This is a genomic window from Streptomyces sp. NPDC050164 (assembly GCF_044459945.1).
GTDB classification, from domain to species: Bacteria; Actinomycetota; Actinomycetes; order Streptomycetales; family Streptomycetaceae; genus Streptomyces; species Streptomyces coeruleorubidus_A.
In genome coordinates this window covers 20260-40558 of sequence record NZ_JBITJK010000058.1, presented here as the reverse complement: position 1 = coordinate 40558, position 20299 = coordinate 20260, and the positions used below count along the sequence as shown (strand labels likewise).

The following is a 20299-nucleotide window of genomic DNA, read 5'->3' as shown; positions in this document are numbered from 1 at the left end:
CTCCGGCGAAACCGGGCGCTCCCCGCTCTGAGTAACAAGTGGTGTCAGCTCCCACGTACAAAACCAGCGCCGGCAATATCACCTCGGTCCCCATCCTGGACGTGCTCTACGAGCTGTACGCGCACAACAGGGTGGTGGCCCTCAAGCTGAACCCGGTCACCGACGGCCTCCTCGACGTCTTCAACCGAGTACTGGCGCCGCTGATCGACCTCGGGCGGTCCGGGTCCTCACCGGTGGCGCCGACGTCGGGAGGTACCTGGTGCACCACCCGAAGGTCCACCGTCCACATGACCGGCAGCGCCGCGATCCATGACGCGATCGTCTCCGGTACGGGTACCGAGGGCGCCGGCCGCAAGAAGGCGGGCACACCGCTGCTCGATAAGCCGGCCACCAGCGAACTGGGCGGGGTCTCCTCCCCCACGATCGTGCTGCCGGGCGGCTGGTCCGAGGCGGACCTGCGCTACCAGGCCGAGCACATCTCCCCCCAGAAGCTCTGATCACAGGTCTCGCCCCGGCGGAACCCGGACCAGCTCTGACCACGGAGCACTTCGCCGCCGTCCTCGCCGTGCTGAAACTCCCCGGTGACCCGCGCCAGTTCCTCGCCGAGCCGGTCCGCACCACGAACGAGGAGTTCGCCAGCACCCTCGGCGTGAACCTCATCGCGCATCCGAGCACGATGGCCGTGCTCAGCCCCGCGCTGGACGAAGCTGTCTCCGAACTCCGCTACGGCACCATTGCACGCCTGGACCGGCGTCGGCTATCTCACCGCAACCGCCTCCTGGGATGCTTTCCCGGGGCACACCCCCGACGACGTGCAGAGCGGCATCGGCGTCGTGCACAACGCGCTCCTCCTGGACGGGCCCGAGCGCACCGTGGTCCGGAGCCCGTTCCACCCTGCGCCCCAGGCGCTCCTGCACGGGGTTCAGCTTGATCGGGCGGGCACTCTGGGCACCGATGCAGCACGCCCGTCGCTTCCTGTACCAAAGCGGAGCATCCGCCTCACCCCGCAGCCAGGCTCTGCGCTCGACGACCGGCGGGCAGGGCCCGGCTCAGGGCAAACTCATCGCCAACGAGACAGGGCGGGGTCGGCGCATGGCCCCGCCCACGGGGTTCCCAACTGTCTCTCTGGCCGGGCTCTCACCTCGTCCCGGCCTCGAGTGGTCCAGAAGCTCCTCACGGTGTGGACTTTCCGACGCGGAGAGAGTCATGGACGCCCCTATAACGCGGGGGTGCGGGAAACCGGTCTGACCAGGTTGAAGACCTCGCGGGCTGCATACCGCTTGAGGCATCGGATGATCTCACGTCGGGTCTTGCCCTCCTGGGTGCGGCGTTCGTAGTACGCCTGGGTGCGCGGGTCGTGGCGCAGGCGGGTGAACACGATGCGGTGCAGGGCCGCGTTGGCCTGGCGGTCGCCGCCGTAGTTGAGCCGGCGCGTGCTCCGACGGCCAGAGGAGTACTCGATGGGGCTGACTCCGCAAAGGGCGGCAAAGGATGCCTCGGTGTTCAGCCGCTCAGGGTTGTCTCCCATGGTGATCAGGAGAGTGACGGCGCTGTCCGGACCGATGCCCACCGGTACGAGTAGCTGTGGGGCGTGGCGTTCGACGAGCAGGGTCAGGCGTTGGTTCAGCTCATCGATCTGCCCGGTGAGCTGTTCGATGCGCTCGGCGAGCATGCGCAACGTCATGTGGGTGGCCTCGGCCACCGCGTCCTCGTCTCCTCCACCGTCGGGTGGGCCGAGGCGCGCGCAGGTGCGGAACAGCTCGGCGTTGCCGAGGCTGGACAGTCGTTCCCGCAGGGCGGGGTCGGCGATGACCAGGACGGCCTTGAGCTGGTTGATCGCCTGGGTACGGGCCTTGACCGCGGAGTCCTTGGCGAGCTTGAACATCCGAGCGCTGTGCACCGGACCGTCGCCGGACTTGGCCCGGGCCCGGGCGCGACCGCTGAGCACGGCCCGCGCGGCAGCCTGCGCGTCGAGCGGGTCCGACTTGTCGAGCAGACGGCGGGCCGTGCGGTCGGGCCGGTTCACTTCGAACACCTCGACGTGCTGAGCCAGCAGGTAGCGGGACAGGCCCGCGCCGAAGGTGCCCGTGCCCTCCACGCCAGCTCGGCGCACCGTCCCCCGCTTGCGGGCCCAGACGAGCAGCTGTCGGTAGCCGGCCGCCGTGGCCGGAAAAGACCCGGTACCCAGGATCTTCCCAAGCGGAGAGATCACGGCGGCGACATGCACCTCGCCGTGCGTGTCCACGCCCAGGACCACCTCGCGCCGAACGGGAGGATCCGTGCTCGAGGAGGTGCTGCGCTGTCTGGTCGTCATGATGGTTCGCCTCCCGCTATGTGAGGTGCAGGGTGGATGGCACCGGCCTGCTCGGGCGGTCTGAACTGTGATGGCGCCTGATCGTCGGCAAGGCCCCTATCGGGACACGCCCCGTGACTCGGTGGCAGGCAGCATCCCGCAACGACAGTCGACAGGTCCGTGACTGGACACTTCGGTCAAAGATCTCAGGAGTCAGACCCCGTCCGGGATGGCACCTCACAACCGTCCCATCGATCCCGGTACAGCGGCATGACTCGATCGTTGCCGGATGGCTTCGGCCGAATCGATGCTCAACTTGATTGCCCGGGTTGGCAAGGCGTTGACATTCGTCCACTCCTGACCGGTATTGACGGGGAGATGTCAAGCAAGGAGGTGGTGACCTCACCGGCTGCGGCTCCTACTCCGTGATCAGCACCCCGATGGCCAAATCACCGGAAGAGGACTCCCAGATCTGCTTCGACTACGGATCGACCCACGAAGGTGTCGCACGGGTGAGTTCCAGAGCACAAGGAACGGGATGACCAGGGCCGCGGTGATGAGCGTGAGGGTGAGGTGCAGCCCTAGCCACGTGCCGAGGCCGCCAGCGGCGAGGGCGGCGAAGGGTCTCAGGCTGAAGGCGAGCCACGCTCCGGTGGCCTGGGCCCGTCCTTGGAGTTCGTCGGGGGCGAGTTCCTGGCGGACCGCCCTCCGGAGTCCGCCGTGGCACACCGCAGCGCCGGTTCGGATGACCATGCCGATGCCGATGTCCCGGTCGGCGTGTGTTCGGACGGTTCTGCCCCACCGCCACGCGGGGGGGGATGCACCCAGGTGGTTGTGCCGAACGACGCCCCAGGTGACATGCACGGTGCCATCGCGGATATGGGTCGCGCTACACGCTGAGGCCCTGGGGGGGCCGCCGTCTCCGTGCCGATCTTGACCGTGGTCGTCATTGTGGCTGATGGACCACTCCAGGTGCTATTTCCCGGAGTCGCATCCGTATCGCCCGTACTCTTCGTGTGTCTACGGCGTCACAGAGCGGGCGCCAAAACCACTGGAGGCAACACCCCGTGCTGATTGCTCAGCGTCCCTCGTTGGCCGAAGAGGTCGTCGACGAGTTCCGCTCCCGGTTCGTGATCGAGCCGCTGGAGCCGGGCTTCGGTTACACCCTCGGCAACTCCCTGCGCCGGACCCTCCTCTCCTCGATCCCGGGTGCGGCGGTCACGTCCATCCGCATCGACGGCGTGCTGCACGAGTTCACCACCGTGCCGGGCGTCAAGGAGGACGTCACCGACCTGATCCTCAACATCAAGCAGCTGGTCGTCTCCTCGGAGCACGACGAGCCCGTCGTGATGTACCTGCGCAAGCAGGGCCCGGGTCTGGTCACCGCCGCCGACATCGCGCCCCCGGCCGGTGTCGAGGTCCACAACCCCGACCTCGTCCTCGCCACGCTCAACGGCAAGGGCAAGCTGGAGATGGAGCTCACGGTCGAGCGCGGCCGCGGTTACGTCTCCGCCGTGCAGAACAAGCAGGTCGGCCAGGAGATCGGCCGGATCCCGGTCGACTCCATCTACTCGCCGGTACTCAAGGTCACGTACAAGGTCGAGGCCACGCGTGTCGAGCAGCGCACCGACTTCGACAAGCTGATCGTCGACGTCGAGACCAAGCAGGCCATGCGCCCGCGTGACGCCATGGCGTCCGCCGGCAAGACCCTGGTCGAGCTGTTCGGTCTGGCCCGCGAGCTCAACATCGACGCCGAGGGCATCGACATGGGCCCCTCCCCCACGGACGCCGCCCTCGCCGCCGACCTCGCCCTGCCGATCGAGGAGCTCGAGCTCACCGTCCGGTCGTACAACTGCCTCAAGCGCGAGGGCGTCCACTCCGTGGGCGAACTCCTCGCGCGCTCCGAGGCCGACCTCATGGACATCCGCAACTTCGGTGCGAAGTCCATCGACGAGGTCAAGGCGAAGCTGGCCGGCCTGGGCCTGGGTCTCAAGGACAGCCCGCCCGGATTCAACCCGACCGCCGCCGCACTCGGTGCGGACGACGACTCGGACGCGGGTTTCGCGGAGACCGAGCAATACTGAACGCTGCGCTGCGCCGGTCATAGAGACACCTCGCGCACAGGGACAGGAGAATCTCCACGCTCTGTTCACCGCGCGGTGCCAAGGGGCCGTGGCCCCCGCGGCCGTCCCGCCTTCTCAAGCACGTCGGGTAACCCGGCACGCGTGCCGGGTTCCGTCGCACCGCAGTGCTGGATGGTGGCCCGCGGACGAAGAGTGAGAGCATCCGCGTCATGGATGATGCAGACGGTCACACGGCTCGGTGGTGGGTGGCGTTGCGCCGGACGCCGATGGCCGTCTGGAACGACGACGTCACGGACTGGGCCGCTGCGCTGACCTACTATGCGGTTCTGGCCCTGTTCCCGTTGCTGCTGGTGATCCTCTCGATTCTGGGTCTGACCATGCCCACGGCCAAGCCGGAGGTCATCGACCGCATGACGCAGGCGGCCCCGGCCGAGTCCCGTGCTCTGCTGCGCAGCACCCTGCGGCAGATGGTCGCCCAGCCGACGGCGGCATGGACGCTGATCTTCGTCGGAGGGGCGGGGGCCCTGTGGTCGGGATGCAGCTATCTGAGCGTCTTCCGCCGGGCGTTGTACTCCATGCATCGGATCAGCGCGGACCGGCCGGTCTGGCGTACCGCTCCGCGCATCATCGCCACGGCACTCGTTCTGAGCTCCCTGCTTCTGACGTCGACCCTCGCGTTGTTGCTCACCGGCGGCCTGGCCCGGCGTCTGGGTCAGGCTCTGAGTCTGGGTACCGGGCCCCAGGCCACCTGGGACACGCTGCGGTGGCCGGTCGTGGCCGCGGTAGCCGTCGCCTTGGTGCTCGTCCTGTACCGGTCGGGGCCGGCGTCCTCCCGCCCTGTTCGGAGGATGGCGCCCGGCGGCACACTGGCGGTGGCGCTCCTGCTGACCGTCTCACTCGGATTCGCCGTCTACACCTCCCTGGTCAGCACCTATGACCGTCTGTACGGTTCGCTGGCAGGCGTCGTGGTGTTCCTGGTCTGGCTGTGGCTCTCCAATCTGTCCCTCCTGATCGGCGCTCAGTTCAACGCAGAGCTGACGAAGCCTGCGCACGGGGAATGAGCCGGTCTTCTCGTACCCGCTTAGCGGCTGACCGCCCGTACCCTTGGGGCCGGTTCGCCGCGGCCGCGTGGCGTGGCGGCCTCTGGCCTCGCGCGGCGCGCCGTCCGCCGCTGGACCGGCAGGGCACCGCACAAGGTCAGCGCGATCAGGGCCAGGGTGGCGAGGGGAGACCACAGGCCGGCCGCGAGCGCGGCGATGCCAGGTTGGTAGCCGGGCGTGGAGAAGCAGTCGGCGTCGTGCAGGCACATCACGCGCCACCACCGGTGCCCCTCCTGTTCGGGGTGCGGGTCCGGCGCGGGCCCGGGCGGGCGTCCGCTCACTCAGGCCCTGTCGAGTCAGACCACCCATCGTGCATCCGGGGCGGCGGATTTGGGGCCTCGCCGAATCCGACCATCTGCCCGGCCTCAAGACACAGGTCATCGGTCGAACTGTGGCTTCGAGATCTCGAGTTCACCGCCTGGCGCGTCCTGCACGCAGACCGCAGGTCGGACGATCCCGCTGGACGGAAAGCCTTCCTCGACGCCTGGACGAGCTTCTGAGCGTCGGCTCCTTCGAGCTGCACGGCAGCCGCGCAGGACATGCGGCTCCCGTGCCCGACGACGCTTGCAGCGACCGAGGTCCGGCGAGTCTCGGTGCGCAGGTCAGGAAGTTCCGGGCCGCAGTCGCACCGGCCCGGGTGCCTCCACAGATCAGGGGCCGCGCAGCCATTGCTGCGCGGCCCCTGATCCTGCCGGCCCGGCACGAGAGCAGGCGCCTTCGTCCGGGTGGGTGGCAGGGCCCGCAGGGGCGGCGGCCACCTGGACGCGGCGTGCGCGATCTCTCGGCCGGTCTGCGAGGTCAGGCCACGTTGATGTTCTCGGCCTGCGGACCCTTCTGGCCCTGGGTGACGTCGAACGTCACGGCCTGGCCCTCCTGGAGCTCACGAAAGCCTGTGGAGTTGATCGCGGAGTAGTGCGCGAAGACATCCGGGCCGCCGCCGTCCTGGGCGATGAAGCCGAAGCCCTTCTCCGCGTTGAACCACTTCACAGTTCCCGTAGCCATGTCTCATGCCTTCCAGTCGATGAACGCCTCCCACTCGATGTGGCAGACGGAGGTGATCGCCCTGGTTCCTGCGGCACAGCACAGCAAAACGCCCACACCGAAGGCGTGGGCAAGAGGGAATTCCGAACCACGACAGCTGACGCAGACGCTACACGCCCGCACACGGCGTCACCATAGGAAATGATCACACCGCACACCGAGATCGTGCGTGCGGTGCCCGTCGACGCTGACGGGCACGCTCATCTCATGCTGCTGCCGTTGGGTTCGCTGATTCGGCGGCACGGCGATATTCGGCGTTGAGGCGCTGGGCTTCCTCGAGCTGGTCTTCGAGGATGACGATCCGGCAGGCGGCCTCGATGGGGGTCCCGTGGTCGACGAGTTCCCGGGCGCGGGCTGCAACGCGCAGCTGGTAGCGGGAGTAGCGGCGATGTCCGCCTGCGGAGCGGAGTGGGGTGATGAGGCGGTGTTCGCCGATGGCGCGGAGGAAGCCCTGTGTGGTGCCGAGCAGTTCGGCGGCTCGGCCCATGGTGTAGGCGGGGTAGTCGTCGTCATCGAGACGGCCGAAGGTGTCGTCTGCTGTCATTGCACCTCTCTGTGGAACGCGTGGAGGGGCCCTGGCGCCGTACTGCCGCCAGGGCCCCGAAGGAACTGCTACACCATCTGCCGGCCCTGATACTGCACCGGCCCTCTGTTTCCGCAGACCCGACCGAGATGCTGTCGGGGCCGCGGGGATCGCGGTTGCTTGACCGGAGACCACCTCACTATCGATGTCCTGCGGTACCCGGGCCCAAGACTTCCGCCCGGGCGATCCTGATGGCGCTCGGCCCCTCCGTTCTTCCCTCTTGATCAACTACTCACTAACGGAACTGCGAACTGCTGGTGGCCTCGAAAAGCGCCACTCTTCGGCAGCCAGCCCCGTCGCCCGTCCTGCGTCTGCTCTGGCTTGGAACCCCACTGCCGAACCTCCCGGTGCGCGCGTCCGCAGCCGACGCCTTCACCGAGGTACTGCTCACTGACTTCACTGCTGAGTACTGCGAACCTTCACTTACTGGTACTGCCACTGCGGTACTGCTCATGGCGGCCCCTGATCACTGCGGGCCACCTGGTCCGGTCGTCAGTCCCGTCGCCGTCCTGCAACCGCTCTGGCTTCGGAACTCCACCACCGCACCGTCCTGCGAACTGCAACTTCGTACTGCTGCCCGGCAGTTCATCTCTGCCGGACCTCTCTTGATCTCGGCTACGACAGAAACCTTAACCACACCGCCAGCCAATGTCTACTCCAACGGGTATAGATTTCCGTGCGCTGGAAGATGAGGTACTTCGCCTCGACCAGTCTGCCTCGACCGGTCCCATGGATGGTTCAAGCAGCTGCGAGGCTCTGTCCGGAGCTCACAGTGACCCACCGCCGCGTGGCATGTCGGGCTGGGCGTGACGTCGCCGACTGCGCCCGCGGCGAGCGTCGGCGGCATCGGCCAACACTGCGTCTCGTGAAGAACCCCACCGACCGGCACGGACGTTTCCAGCCGTCACGCCCCCCAGGTCGGCCGTTGACGAGCGTGGCAGAAGGCCCTGCGCCGCCCTCGACGATCCCGGGATGATCGAGCAGCTGGTGGCAAACCGGCACGGCCCCTGACTCGAGCAGACCGCGGGCTGCGGAGACACGGGCTCACGGCAGCAGGTGCCGTCATGCGTCGACTGTGGTCCTCCGTCCCCTTCAGGCAAGCGCTGGAGCTCTGCGGGGTTGTCAGGTGGAGGGGCGGGACACAGGGGTTGGGTAGGCAGGGGCATGGACGATTCAGAGACCAGGGTGACCCTGATGATCACGGTGATGGCCAGCGCCGCAGCCGTCCGTTCCACCACAGCCATTGCCCACGCACGCGATACGGCACGGGCCTTCCTCGAAGGTTTCCAGCAGCCGGCCGTGGCTCCTGACGCGGCGGACACTGTGGTCTTGGTCGTGTCCGAGCTCGTCACCAACGCCCTGCGCCACAGCGGGGGCCTCTGCACACTGGAACTGGCTGCGCACCCCGACACCATCGAAGTCGCCGTTCACGATCGAGGTCGCCGTTCACGATCCCCGCCGACATGTGCCGCGCATGCGCACCCCTGACCTGAACGGCGGCACCGGGGGCTTCGGCTGGCCCATGGTCACCCGCTTCGCCCACGCCACGGCGGTCACCCGCGGGGCCCCCGGCGGCAAAACCGTGAGCGCCTTCCTTGCCCGGTAGCGTCACCGCTCAAGCAGCCGAATGGCCGGCGAACACGGTCCGCCTCATGCCGCAGCCTGACGACTTGCTGGTTGACGTCGCCGCCCTGGTGGAGTCCGGCCAGAGCAACCAGATGTCCCGGACCGTAACCACCGGTGGCGCTGTCATCACCGGTCGGCTGGCTGCCGAAGCGGCGTGGAGGCAGAGGGTGTCGGATGCGCTGAGGGATTCCGCCCACTTGGGCGAGTTCGCCCGCCCTCTTCGACGCCCCGTGAAGGAGGACGGGCCACCCACGCGTCTGCACTTCCATGCCGCCCGGATCCTGCAGGGCAACGGCGACGGGAACCCGCTGCACGCAGTGTGGGCCCGACCGGCGTACCGGTCGGGCCCACACTGCTGGTCAGGTGTCGGCTCGTGTCTGTTTACCCGGTCAGACCGTGACGGGGGTGCCGAGCATCGCGGAGGCGTGCTGCATCGGGCTGAGAATGCCCAGGGGCGCTGCCTTGGGAACGGCGCGGCAGGTGAAGCCGAGCTGAGCCATGGCCCGCAGGACTTCGGCGGCGCTGAAGTCACGGCGGTCCTGGCGCGTGATGACCTGACCGACCTGCTTGACGGGGTAGTGGCGGCGGCCGATGATCACCGATTCGCCGGTGACCGGTTCGGGCTTGATGCCCTTCATCGATTCCAGCACGCCGCCCTTGGTGAGCTCGAAGGGGAAGCGGGCGATGACGCAGCGCATGTGGCCTCACAGAGAGAAGAGGGGAGAACGGTCCGACCAGGGGCGAGGTGCTTCAGCGGGAGATGGCGAGGATGCCCAGGGCGCTGCCTTGCTCGTCGACCACCGGCAGGGCACCGAGCCGACGGGCGCGCATCGCGTGCTCGGCCTCGGCCATCGTGGTCACGGGTGAGGCGAACGAACCGTGGTCGCCGAGGACGTCGCGCAGGCGGACACGGTCCGTGTAGTCGGAGCTGTCCCGGACGGCGGCGAGTTCGGTACGGGTGACCAGGCCGGTGCACTGGCCGTCCTGGTCGCAGACGACCAGCCGGCCCGTGCGTGCGGCGGCCATGACGGCCAGCGCCACCTCCACGCTCATGTCGTCACACACCTGCGGTCCGGCCGTCTCCATGACCTCCGCCGCCGTCGTGTGCACGGGGTCGGCGCCCGCCGGGCGGGGCTGCATCTGAACCAGCGTCAAAGGGTGCCTCCTGCAGAGATGGGCCGGCTTCCTGATCACGAAAGTTCTAGGCCACCGTGCCGAAGCCGGACTGGCGTACGGGGGTGCGCCTGGTCGCCGAGGCGGGGCGGCGGCGGCCTCGGGAGGTGGCGCTGCGCTTGGGGCGTTCGACCACCGGTGCGGTGATGACGACCGGGATGCCGGACGGGGCCTGAGCTCCGGTGATCCGGCTCAGGGCCTCGTCGCCCGAGCGGATCTGGGTGGTCTGTGGCCGGATTCCCGCGTCCGACATCAGTCGGACCATGCCGCGGCGCTGGTTCGGCGTGACCAGGGTGACGACGCTGCCGGTCTCGCCGGCGCGGGCGGTACGGCCGCCGCGGTGGAGGTAGTCCTTGTGATCGGTCGGCGGATCAACATTGACGACCAGGTCGAGGTTGTCGACGTGGATGCCGCGCGCCGCGACATTGGTCGCCACCAGCACGGTGACGTGCCCCGTCTTGAACTGCGCCAGCGTGCGGGTGCGCTGGGGCTGCGACTTGCCGCCGTGCAGCGCGGCGGCCCGCACCCCGCTGTTGAGCAGGTCCTGGGTCAGCCGGTCGACGGCGTGCTTGGTGTCCAGGAACATGATCACGCGGCCGTCGCGGGCGGCGATCTCGGTCGTGGCGGCGTGCTTGTCGGCGCCGTGGACGTGCAGGACGTGGTGCTCCATCGTCGTGACCGCACCGGCCGACGGGTCGACGGAGTGCACGACGGGGTCGGTCAGGTAGCGGCGTACCAGAAGGTCGACGTTGCGGTCCAGGGTGGCGGAGAACAGCATCCGCTGCCCCTCCGAGCGCACCTGGTCGAGCAGCGCGGTGACCTGGGGCATGAAGCCCATGTCGGCCATCTGGTCGGCCTCGTCCAGCACGGTGATGCCCACGTGGTTCAGCCGACATTCGCCACGGTCGATGAGGTCCTTGAGCCGGCCCGGGGTCGCGACGACGACCTCGGCTCCGCCGCGCAGCGCGCTGGCCTGCCTGCTGATCGACATGCCGCCCACCACGGTGGCCAGCCGCAGCCGCACGGAGCGGGCGTACGGGGTCAGCGCGTCGGTCACCTGCTGTGCCAGCTCACGTGTGGGTACGAGGATCAGCCCCAGCGGCTGGCGGGGCTCGGCACGCTGTCCGGCGGTGCGGGCGAGCAGGGCGAGGCCGAAGGCCAGGGTCTTGCCGGACCCGGTACGGCCGCGGCCCAGGACGTCACGGCCCGCCAGGGAGTTCGGCAGCGTAGCTCCCTGGATCGGGAACGGCACGGTCACCCCCTGCCTGCCGAGTTCGGCCAGCAGCTGCTCGGGCATGTCGAGTTCGGCGAAGTCCTCGACCGGGGGCAGCGCGGGGGTGATCGTCCTGGGTAGCGCGAACTCACCTCGCATTGCGGCGGGCCGACGGCCGTAACCGCCGGAGCGGACGGGGGCGCCGGTACGGTGCGGTGCCTGCGAGCCGTAGCCGCTGCCGCCCCTTCCGGCGCCGGCACGGCCGTCACGGGTGCGGGCGGGGCGGTCGTTCGTGTACGTGCGGTTCATGCGGAACCTTCCTCGATGTGGCACATATCAAGGAATTCCCGCTGCGATGAATGGCATGGAGAATTACAAGTATGGACCGGTGGCAAAAGAATGCAGATCTGGCCGGCGGATACATCCGTGGGCGCAGGTGCTGAAATGGGTGACGCGATGGGGACCTTGAGATCCGGGCGCCGGCTGAGGTGCAGCGCTTCAGGATGCGTCCGCGTCCTGAGGGAGGAACCGCTTGTGGTGGTACTGCGGATTTCCCCGGGGCGTCCCGCGGGTGAAAGCCGCTGCGGGATACGCGTGCAGCTGGGGCCCGCACCCCGAAGGATGCGGGCCCCAGCTACGGATTGCGCGTGAGCGTCAGGCCGGAACGATGTTCTCGGCCGTCGGGCCCTTCTGGCCCTGCGCGATGTCGAAGTTCACCTTCTGGCCCTCGAGCAGCTCCCGGAAGCCCTGCGCGGCAATGTTCGAGTAGTGGGCGAACACGTCGGCGCCGCCACCGTCCTGCTCGATGAAGCCGAAGCCCTTTTCCGCGTTGAACCACTTTACGGTACCAGCAGCCATGTCATATCTCCTTTGGGGCAGTGCATCGGCGTCCGCACCGTGCGGACGCCGTGTCGCCGCGATGATTACCCCGCCCGGAAATGACCGGAAATACAAAAGTGCTCCCGACCGGCAGAAGCCTGGTGGGGGCACTTGAAGTTTTGGGAACCACAACTGCAACTGGGATAGACAGTAGCACGCCGGAGCGGCCCGTGCGTGTTGGATAATTCCACTCTGCCCTTCGGGGCAAAAACTCACACTGCACGGCCCCCCAAAATCTGATCCCTCGGGAACAGATATTGATTCACTCGGAGTTTAACGTCTCAGGAAGAGTTGCCAACCGGCACGCTGCGCAACCACCGGGGAAAAGGCGCTGCCGCCCAGGAAACGCAGTTGCGAGACTGCGCGATGACCACGCGGCAGCGGCTGCCGTTCCCGGTCCCGGATGAGCGAGCCCACCTCTTCAGTGTGGGTGAGGCGCCTGGTCATGAGGGTGATGGCGGCCCGGGTGATCAGGCTCTCGGAGTGCTGGATGAGCCGTTCGTACTCCCGCGCATGCCCACGGGACGTCTTCGAGTGACTACTCCGACAGAGTGGCCAGGCAGGCCGCCGGTGCGACGTGTGCTGATGACCGTCGCTTGAAGCGCCCGCACGCATCGCATCAGCCAACCGGGCCGATAGGTCAGGGCACTTCTTCCAACAGTTGTTCGGTCCAGATGGTTTTGCCCGCAACGGTGTACCGGCTGCCCCAGCGATGGGTCAGCTGCGCCACCAGGAACAGACCGCGGCCGCCTTCATCCGTCCACCGGGCCCGTCGCAGATGAGGCTGCGTCTGGCTGGGATCGGAGACCTCGCAGATCAGACGCTGATCCCGAATCAGCCGCAGGCCCACTGGGGCGCCGCCGTAGCGGATGGCGTTGGTGACCAGCTCGCTGACGATGAGCTCTGTGGTGAACACCAGATGTTCCAGCCCCCAGGAGGTCAGCTGGTCGGCGACTTGACGGCGTATCCCTGCGACGATGCTGGGATCGGCGGCCAGCTTGTGATCGCAGACAAGGCGTACAGCTCTCGCGCATTCCGCGCCTACCTGCGCAAACGCGGGATCGGCCACACCATCCCCGAGAAGGCCGACCAACAGCGACACCGACACAACCGCGGCCGCCAAAGCGGCCGCCCCCGCCAGCTTCGACCGCGAGACGTACCGTCGACGCAATACCGTGGAGCGGTGCTTCAACAGACTGAAGCACTTCCGAGGCGTCGCCACGAGGTACAACAAGACCGTCACTTCCTACGAAGCAGCGGTCAGCCTAGCGTCGTTCCTGCTCTGGGCTAGATCTGTTTGAAGACGGGGCCTAGATCGAAGGCGAGTCGCGCGGCCAGTGGTACGTACGGCAGGCCCTCGGCTCGGCGAACATCGACGGCGGACCGCTCCTACAGATCCTCACCGGCAACCTCAGCCCACCAGATCGAGCACCACCTCTTCCCCGACCTGCCCAGCAACCGCTACGCGCAGATCGCTCCCCGGGTGCGCAGGCTGTGCGAGAAGTACGACATCCCGTACACCACCGGCCCGCTGCCGCGCCAGTACGCCTCCACCTGGGCCCGCATCTGGCGTCGCCCGTACGCCACCCACCGAGGTAGTCCGGGCCGCGCATCCCGGTGACGCGGATGCGGCCCGCCTGGTTCAGGGCGTGGTCGTCCTGCCGCATCCGGGCACGTCTGGCCGTAACCGTAGAGTTTGCCGGCGGCGAGTACGCCGCTGGTGCGCTCGGCGGCGCGCAGCAGTGCGGTCAGGGGCTGGCGCGGTTGTTAAGGACGGCGGCGCCAGCACTCGCAGCGAAGCAGGTCACGACGTGCACGTGCACGTCGAAGCCGCCGAGACCAGGCGCGATTTAACCCTCCACGGCATCTTCTTCGTCCACTAGCCAGCGCACCGCCGGCGGCGCAGGGCGACGACGCAAGCTTGTGTATGGGAGCACCCGGGCGAGCGCGTGCCCAACACGTTCGGGCCGCCCCCCCCACAGCCGGACTACCGGTCACCGATGCCGGTGCCGGCGCTCCTGGAGCTTCTTCATCTGCTCTTCGATGAGCTTGCTGCGCCCCTGGGTCTTGTGTCGCGACTTGCTCTGCTGACCACCCTGGCCCTTCTGCCGCAACTTGGAAGCCATGTCCTTGGCCCGTTGCCTCATCCCTTCCGCGCCCATGACCGCACCTCCTGCATAGCCTTTGGTCCTTGTGACCAGGCTGGCATCCGGTCCGGGTCCTCGCATCTGGCGGCGCCGCCGCACCGCGTCAACCTGCCGGGGAACCACTCGGTCACTTCGTCAGTGAGGTTGCCTTCCGGATGTAGGTTGCGACGGTGTCCGGCTTTCTCGTCTGCTCCGATCGAGGACCGGAGGGGCGATGTGTACGCTCGCCGCAACCCTCTTCGGGGTGGCCCCAAGGGAACGTCGGGAACGTTAACGCCAACGAGGTGTCGACCAGCCTGCGCTTACCGCGCTCTACACCCAGTAAGCGATAATGGGTGCGCTTGTCACGTTCCATCGGGCCTGTCACCCGCCGGATCGAGGGCCTGGGCCAACCGCACCAGCCGCGCCTCCCAGCAGATGGCAACAATCGCCTCGGCCAGCTGGTCACGCAGCACCCGGCAGCCATCGGATCCGGGAACCGGATTCCAGGACCGTGTCTGCGAATCGCTCATACTCACCTCAACCCGGCGCCCGCGCCACACTTAACACCCTCGCCTGCGCCAGAGCGGCGACGACCGCCACCGCCAAGCAGACGACCATCCCCTACAACGTGCGATCACCGCCCAAAACAACGGCACTCCGACGGCATCACACCATCGGCCCAGCTTGCGCCCCGTGGAACAGCGCCCAGCCACTGGGGCCATGGCCTGACGGAACCGGGGTGGCCGTGCTAGCGGAGCCAACGGGCGAGCTGGCCGCGCTGACCGATCGGGCGCCACGGACTTGCGTACGGCTTCGACGGCAGCGGGCCCACGAGCTCGCTCGATGACATCCCTGGCAGGGTGGCGGGGCGTCGCCGGCCCGGCCGCGCGCATGCAGGGTTGTATTTGCGCGGCTTCGGCGCCACCCCATCGTGCGGACCTACCGGCCAAGCGCAGCCTGCGGGACCAGGGGGCCAGCCATGCCTAGGGCCGCATCAGGCAACGTTCGCCCTGTCCACGATCTCGCGAGGCGTTCGTCGGCGGCGCGCTTGTAGGGGTCCGCCTGAATCACATGGGGTCATTCACCACCGACGGCTGTCGTACACACGCCAAGAACGACGGGGCGCGCGCCATACCGGGCCGCAGTGCCTTCACCGCCACTGTCCGGCCCAGTCGCCGGTCGTGGCCCAGCCGGGCCTCCGCCATGCCGCCACGGCCCAGCAGATTCCCCAACTGCTAACGGCCAACGAGGGCTTCCAGTTGCCTTTAATCCATCACTTCTCCATGGCCCGCGGGACGCGAAGAGGCCCGCTTCCGGGACGGCCACGGAGCGGCCGGGCCGGAGGCGGGCGGCGGAGCCGGGCGTCGCCGGATGCCGCTATTCCTTCGCGTGCTGCTTGGCGAGCTGCGCCGGGGTCGGCACGGAGATCCGCAGAGCGTCGTTGGCGCTGCCGGCCTGCCGTCCCACCACCCTCACGGTGTCGCCCGCCTTGAGCACCGACTCGGCGACCTTCTTGCCGTCCCAGCTTATGCGGGCGTTCCTCTCCACCGTCCAGGTCCAACTGACCCCGTCGGCGCTCTTCACGGTGAGCGTGGCACCGGACACACCGGTGATGCTGCCACGCTGCCACTCACGGACCACGAACTGGCCGGTCTTGCGCCTCTCGACGGTGGCCTGGCCGTGCACGCCGGGCAGCGCACGGTGGTGCTTGCCCTGCTTCTTGTGGTGCTTGTTGTGGTGCTGCTTGGCTGAGCTCGCGGAGGCGGCCGAAGACGGACTGGCGCCCGGCGAGGATGTCGACGAGGCGTAGGCGGTGGCCCCGCCAGCGGCGAGTACGCCGGCCAGAATCACCCCGGTCACCATGGCCCTTCGTTTCCGCGGCATTGATTTCATCATGGAGTCACCTTTCGTCGAGGAGGCGCAGAGCCCTCTGTTCGGACCCGGTCGCGCGCACCGTAGCCGCGGACCTTGTGGAAACTTCGTGGGACTGCAGGAGCGACATGCTGTGCGAACCGACGGTGAATGATCACGCGCCGGCACCACCTCCATGCCGAACACCGCGGCCATCTCCTGGCAGGTCAGCGGCCCCTGTCCGAGCCGGGCCCGGTCCGCGAGCGCCTGCACCATGCGCTGGCCATCGGCGGCACCGAACAGGCAAGCCCCTCGCACCACATGGGCACCTTCGTTTTCGGCTTCGCCGCCTCCCGGGGCGCCGATGGCGCGTCCGCATCCCGCACATCCGGCGTGTTCTGTCAATGCTGGTGCCGCCGGCCGGATCCAGCACCGTATCGACCCGTCTGCGAGCGATCGCCCACTCCTGCCGTTCCTGCTGCACCCTCGAGTGAGTGGAGCCGTCTTGGCTCCACTCATACGGGCCTCGGGGCGCCCCCTCACCGCGTGGCGTTGGGTGTGCTCCATTGGGACCAGGCCAGGTTCCAGTCGCCGTCCCCGTTGCCCAGCGTCACCGGCTTGGACGGGTTGATGACCCGGACGAGGTCTCCCGGTTCCACGGTGTTGAAGAACCACTTTCCGTCGGATGCGTTCAGGTGGACGCATCCGTGGGAGTTGTCCACCCTGCCGATGGTCGCGTTGTCCCATGACGCGTCGTGGATGTACGTACCACTCCACGTCAGGTGGACGTCCCAGTAGACAGGCAGGTTGTAGTAGGTGGGACTACCGGGAGTGCAGCTGAGGCCGACGCTGCACGATGTCATCTGGGTCTTGGCCTCCTTGTCGAGCACGACCAGGTTGCCGCCCCAGGTCTGGTAGCCGGCCCCGCCGGTCGATATCGGGAGTGTCCGGATCAGCTTGCTTCCCCGATAGACCGCCATGGTTCGGGTCTTGGGATTGACTACCGCGTGCACGTCGGAGTCGACCGTGAAGGTGTGTGTGTAGTCGCCGGTCGCCCAGAGGCTCCCTCCTGCGTTCACTCCTTCCAGGTCGCCTTTCACGGTGATCTTGTCGCCCAGGGGCCAGTACGTTCGGGGACGGTCGTCGACACGGCGGTTGGTCCCCCATCGCCAGGCTCCGGTGACGTGGTCCGTGTCGGTCACGGACAGTGTTTTCTGGACGGCGGCCTCATCGGTCACGGCCTTCGTGAACACGACGACCACTGGCTGGGCGTTGCCGACGTCGGACCCCGTGGCGGGGGTGATGGACCGGGCGGTGACGGTGTCGGCCGGACTGATCGTCTCGATGTTCAGGCGCTTGCTGACCGACTTTCCGGATGCTTCGGCGGCCGTGGCGACGACCGTGTAACGGGCGTCGAGGCTCAGCGGTTGAGACGGCGTCCATGTACCGGCCGACGGGTCGAGGGAGCCGCTGACGACGGAACCGTTCGAGCGGGTGACGGAGACCTTGGTCAGGTGTGCGTGGGTGGCCGTGCAGTGAATGGGCCGGTCCGGATCGGCTTGGCCGGAGGCGTCCGTCACCGGCTTTATCGTGATGTCGCTCGGCCGGGGCGACGTCGACGAGGCCGCGCCGAGACCACACCCGACCAGCGTGAGTGCGGAGACCACCGTGAGCGCGGCGAGGTAGGCCATCTCCTTCATGCGCCGACGCTTCTCCGGCACCTGACTCATCGTTTTCACAGGGTCTCCTCCTCGGCCGGTAGGGAAGACATCGACTGCCGGCGGTGGACACGTTCGGGACATTGATGGCGACGCCAACGAAGCACGCACGCCGGGGAATTGACGCTAACCACCGGACAGGTCAGAGTCGGCGTCGTTGTTGCCGATGGTGATCGGCTGATCGTTCTGCAGCTCGCGGAAGAGGGCCTTGGCGCGTGTCATGTTCCACAGCACCGCGTCACCGGCGTTCGGAGAGGAGTAGTTCGCGTCTGCGATCGGGACCGTCAACTCATGTCCCCCTCCGCTGGAAATCCCCTTCAGGCCGAGGAACATCCGCGCCAGGTCGTACGGGGTCGTGTTCTTGTCCACCCTCAGCGTTCCGATGCCCGCGTCGAGTGCCGAATAGAGCCTGATCGGGTTGAGAAGAGTGGACGGGGTCTCCGCCTGGTGGGCGATCGCGGCAAGGAATTTCTGCTGGTTCGCCATGCGGCTCAGGTCCTGGCCCGCCTCCTGGTGGCGTTCCCGGACCAGTTCGAGGGACTGCCGGCCGTCCAGTTTCTGGCAGCCCGCCTTGAAGTCGGCTCCCGAGGCTTGGTCCACGATCGGCCGGTCCAGGCACAGGGTGACGCCGCCGAGTGCGTCCACCAGGCCGACGAAGCCACCGAAGCCGATCTCCGCGTAATGGTCGACGTGGATGCCGGTGTTGTACTCGACCGTCTCGGCCAGCAGTTGCCCGCCGCCGAGCGAGAAGGCCGCGTTCAACTTGTTCGCCGTTGCCGGATGCCGCACACCGTCCGCACCGCTGAACGCCGGTATGGTCACGTAACTGTCGCGCGGCAGACTCACCAGGGTGTCACCGTCGCTGCCGATGTGCAGCAGCATCATCGAGTCGCTGTTGCCGTACGGCCCCTCGTCGTCGCTGCCGGTGTGCAGTTCCTTCTGCTGCTGCGGGGTCAGATTCTGGCGGTCGTCCGAGCCGGCGATGAGATAAGTGGTGCCCTTGCCCGGCGAGGGTTGGTCCGGCAGGGCGCCGAGGTTCACCGTACGGTCCAGCTTCTCGTCGGCCCAGGCGTATGTCCCGACGGAGGCCGCGAGCACCGCGAGGGCAAGCGTCATCACGCCCCAGGTTGCCCTGCGGCGCCATGTCCGGGGGCGAAGACGGCCGACCGGGTGTCCGCCTCGGCCGTACGTCACCATGAAACCGGAGCCCCCTCATGCACGAACAAGGTCCTTCAATGTTTGATGCGCCCATAATAGGCATCAATTGCACGCCCACAGAAGGATCTTTCTGGAGCTTGGCCCTCGCGCGGGACATCCCTGAAGAACCCTTCATGAATTCCGTACCGAATTCTTATCTCAGATTCACGCCGATACGGCGATCGGCAGGAAGAAGCGGCCTTCCAGTTCACAGTGCGTGTGGCCCTGCAGGCAGCGGTCGTATTCTGCTGGGCTGGATTTAGCAACCATCTTTCCCTCGTCACCGTCTATGGATGCGAGGCCCTGGCGCCGAAACGCCATGAGGGAGACGTGGGCCGGCCGAGAGCCGGCAACGAGGAACTGGCGGTGGACATGTCACAGACGAGTGCTGACCGGGCCGATGGGCCGACACCAGACCTCCGTGTCGGAGCGGCCGGGGAGGATGCGACCGTCACGGCTGCCGTACGAGGCTCTGCGGCTCGCCGCCGGAACCCGTCTCCGCGCCCGAGCGCTGGACGCGCCGGGCCACGCGGCACGCTCCTTGCCGCCGGCGCTCTCGGCGGGGCCATAGCCGCGACGCTCTTCGGTATCGCCCGTTCCGTCTTCGGCTACGGTTTCAACGTTCCTGTGACCCTCTCCGCCTTCACAACAGGCACCGTTGCCGTCCTCGCCCTCGGTGGCCTCCTCCGCCGGGGAGTGCTGCCGCGGTGGCTGCGCCGTCTCGTCGCCCGTGCGTGCGTCGTCGGTCTCGGCGTGGCCGTGGTGCTCGCGGCGGCCGGGGGTGTGCTGCTGGCAGTCACTCCGGGGGTGGGCGACGCCCAGTCCCGGGTGAGCGCGCAGGCCACCGCCCACGGGGTGACTGCCACGAATCTGTCCACGCCCCCCAAGGTCGCCGCGGCACTGGTGGCCACCGAGGACGCCCGTTTTTGGCACAACCCCGGCATTGACCCCGCCGGCGCCGCCCGCGCGCTGCTGATCTGGCTCCGCGGAGGCGATGGCGGGGGCGCCACCATCGAGCAGCAACTTGCCAAGATGCTCTACACCAACGGGCAACGTACCCGTCCCGACCAGGTGGAACAGGTCGCTCTGGCGCTCAAGCTCGCGCATGACTACCCCAAGGGCCGGATCCTGCAGATGTACCTGTCCACCGCCTATTTCGGGCATGGATACTACGGTCTGGACGCGGCCGCACACGGGTACTTCAAGACGAGTCCCGCTCACCTGGACTGGCCCCAGGCCGCCCTCCTTGCCGGTCTCGTCCAGGCGCCCTCCGCCTACGATCCCCTCCACAACCCCGACCTGGCCAGGCAGCGCCGCGCCGAGGTGCTGGTCCGCCTCGAGGCTGTCGGCGACCTGACCGCACGTCAGGTCAGGGCCTTCGACGACACACCCCTGGGCGTCGCCTGAGAGCG

At 67.9% G+C, this 20299-nt stretch carries 18 protein-coding genes and 7 pseudogenes; 8 read left to right on the top strand and 17 right to left on the bottom strand.

The genetic code is table 11. The features are described 5' to 3' along the window. Positions 1–41: 41 nt before the first annotated feature. The gene (locus ACIBNA_RS42055; protein WP_399170612.1) at positions 42–497 is read left to right on the top strand and encodes a hypothetical protein; all 456 of its coding nucleotides are present in this window, start codon (positions 42–44) and stop codon (positions 495–497) included. Here the strand turns inward: ACIBNA_RS42055 and ACIBNA_RS42050 are convergent. Both ACIBNA_RS42050 and ACIBNA_RS42045 read right to left on the bottom strand, forming a co-directional pair. Then, on the bottom strand, positions 461–667 hold the full coding sequence (locus ACIBNA_RS42050; RefSeq protein ID WP_399170610.1) for a hypothetical protein: 207 nt from the start codon (positions 665–667) through the stop codon (positions 461–463). The genes ACIBNA_RS42055 and ACIBNA_RS42050 overlap by 37 nt on opposite strands. A gap of 549 nt (positions 668–1216) precedes the next feature. Beyond that, positions 1217–2314, bottom strand: coding sequence for an IS110 family transposase (locus ACIBNA_RS42045; RefSeq protein ID WP_399170609.1), 1098 nt, complete (start codon positions 2312–2314; stop codon positions 1217–1219). 1046 nt (positions 2315–3360) lie between these two features. Here ACIBNA_RS42045 and ACIBNA_RS42040 point away from each other — a divergent pair. Next, on the top strand, positions 3361–4377 hold the full coding sequence (locus tag ACIBNA_RS42040) for a DNA-directed RNA polymerase subunit alpha (protein ID WP_399170607.1): 1017 nt from the start codon (positions 3361–3363) through the stop codon (positions 4375–4377). A 209-nt stretch (positions 4378–4586) separates the two neighbouring features. Further along, entirely contained in the window at positions 4587–5438 is an 852-nt protein-coding gene (locus tag ACIBNA_RS42035) for a YihY/virulence factor BrkB family protein (RefSeq protein ID WP_399170606.1), read from the top strand. A 47-nt stretch (positions 5439–5485) separates the two neighbouring features. Here the strand turns inward: ACIBNA_RS42035 and ACIBNA_RS42030 are convergent. From ACIBNA_RS42030 to ACIBNA_RS42020, 3 genes and pseudogenes are all read right to left on the bottom strand, one after another. After that, positions 5486–5758: pseudogene (locus ACIBNA_RS42030) on the bottom strand (amino acid transporter); the annotation flags it as partial. Between the two features lie 517 nt (positions 5759–6275). Continuing rightward, positions 6276–6479 carry a cold-shock protein gene (locus tag ACIBNA_RS42025; RefSeq protein ID WP_031104458.1) on the bottom strand — a complete coding sequence of 68 codons (204 nt, stop codon included), beginning with the start codon at positions 6477–6479 and terminating at the stop codon, positions 6276–6278. Between the two features lie 244 nt (positions 6480–6723). Beyond that, entirely contained in the window at positions 6724–7062 is a 339-nt protein-coding gene (locus tag ACIBNA_RS42020) for a MerR family transcriptional regulator (protein WP_102909439.1), read from the bottom strand. Between the two features lie 1233 nt (positions 7063–8295). Between ACIBNA_RS42020 and ACIBNA_RS42015 the strand changes: the two are divergent. Next, positions 8296–8707, top strand: a pseudogene (locus ACIBNA_RS42015) (ATP-binding protein). A gap of 46 nt (positions 8708–8753) precedes the next feature. Next, positions 8754–9017: pseudogene (locus ACIBNA_RS42010) on the top strand (hypothetical protein); the annotation flags it as partial. 99 nt (positions 9018–9116) lie between these two features. On the opposite strand, the gene ACIBNA_RS42005 reads toward ACIBNA_RS42010, so the two are convergent. The 6 genes and pseudogenes from ACIBNA_RS42005 to ACIBNA_RS41980 form a co-directional block, all read right to left on the bottom strand. Beyond that, on the bottom strand, positions 9117–9425 hold the full coding sequence (locus ACIBNA_RS42005; protein ID WP_234545261.1) for an SCO5918 family protein: 309 nt from the start codon (positions 9423–9425) through the stop codon (positions 9117–9119). A 52-nt stretch (positions 9426–9477) separates the two neighbouring features. Then, complete coding sequence (locus ACIBNA_RS42000) at positions 9478–9867, bottom strand: CBS domain-containing protein (RefSeq protein ID WP_399170605.1); 390 nt, start codon at positions 9865–9867, stop codon at positions 9478–9480. Positions 9868–9928: 61 nt separating this feature from the next. Continuing rightward, positions 9929–11422, bottom strand: coding sequence for a DEAD/DEAH box helicase (locus ACIBNA_RS41995; protein WP_399170604.1), 1494 nt, complete (start codon positions 11420–11422; stop codon positions 9929–9931). Positions 11423–11767: 345 nt separating this feature from the next. Continuing rightward, positions 11768–11971, bottom strand: coding sequence for a cold-shock protein (locus ACIBNA_RS41990; protein WP_003973099.1), 204 nt, complete (start codon positions 11969–11971; stop codon positions 11768–11770). Between the two features lie 432 nt (positions 11972–12403). Beyond that, positions 12404–12517: pseudogene (locus ACIBNA_RS41985) on the bottom strand (IS5/IS1182 family transposase); the annotation flags it as partial. Positions 12518–12632: 115 nt separating this feature from the next. Beyond that, positions 12633–12983: pseudogene (locus ACIBNA_RS41980) on the bottom strand (ATP-binding protein); the annotation flags it as partial. A 9-nt stretch (positions 12984–12992) separates the two neighbouring features. Between ACIBNA_RS41980 and ACIBNA_RS41975 the strand changes: the two are divergent. Together ACIBNA_RS41975 and ACIBNA_RS41970 are read left to right on the top strand one after the other, a co-directional pair. After that, positions 12993–13293, top strand: a pseudogene (locus ACIBNA_RS41975) (transposase); the annotation flags it as partial. Between the two features lie 13 nt (positions 13294–13306). After that, positions 13307–13613: pseudogene (locus ACIBNA_RS41970) on the top strand (fatty acid desaturase family protein); the annotation flags it as partial. Positions 13614–13986: 373 nt separating this feature from the next. Here the strand turns inward: ACIBNA_RS41970 and ACIBNA_RS41965 are convergent. From ACIBNA_RS41965 to ACIBNA_RS41940, 6 genes are all read right to left on the bottom strand, one after another. Further along, a complete protein-coding gene (locus ACIBNA_RS41965; RefSeq protein ID WP_399170603.1) occupies positions 13987–14118 on the bottom strand; it encodes a hypothetical protein in 132 nt (43 codons plus the stop codon). Positions 14119–14483: 365 nt separating this feature from the next. Further along, positions 14484–14651 carry a hypothetical protein gene (locus ACIBNA_RS41960; protein WP_399170601.1) on the bottom strand — a complete coding sequence of 56 codons (168 nt, stop codon included), beginning with the start codon at positions 14649–14651 and terminating at the stop codon, positions 14484–14486. Positions 14652–15498: 847 nt separating this feature from the next. Beyond that, complete coding sequence (locus ACIBNA_RS41955) at positions 15499–16005, bottom strand: hypothetical protein (protein ID WP_399170600.1); 507 nt, start codon at positions 16003–16005, stop codon at positions 15499–15501. A gap of 506 nt (positions 16006–16511) precedes the next feature. Further along, positions 16512–17702, bottom strand: coding sequence for an Ig-like domain-containing protein (locus tag ACIBNA_RS41950; protein ID WP_399170618.1), 1191 nt, complete (start codon positions 17700–17702; stop codon positions 16512–16514). Between the two features lie 114 nt (positions 17703–17816). Next, the gene (locus ACIBNA_RS41945) at positions 17817–18806 is read right to left on the bottom strand and encodes an LCP family protein (RefSeq protein ID WP_399170599.1); all 990 of its coding nucleotides are present in this window, start codon (positions 18804–18806) and stop codon (positions 17817–17819) included. Between the two features lie 246 nt (positions 18807–19052). After that, the gene (locus tag ACIBNA_RS41940; RefSeq protein ID WP_399170598.1) at positions 19053–19208 is read right to left on the bottom strand and encodes a hypothetical protein; all 156 of its coding nucleotides are present in this window, start codon (positions 19206–19208) and stop codon (positions 19053–19055) included. Positions 19209–19514: 306 nt separating this feature from the next. Here ACIBNA_RS41940 and ACIBNA_RS41935 point away from each other — a divergent pair, with 306 nt between their 5' ends. Further along, on the top strand, positions 19515–20294 hold the full coding sequence (locus ACIBNA_RS41935) for a biosynthetic peptidoglycan transglycosylase (protein WP_399170597.1): 780 nt from the start codon (positions 19515–19517) through the stop codon (positions 20292–20294). The last annotated feature ends 5 nt before the right edge of the window (positions 20295–20299 follow it).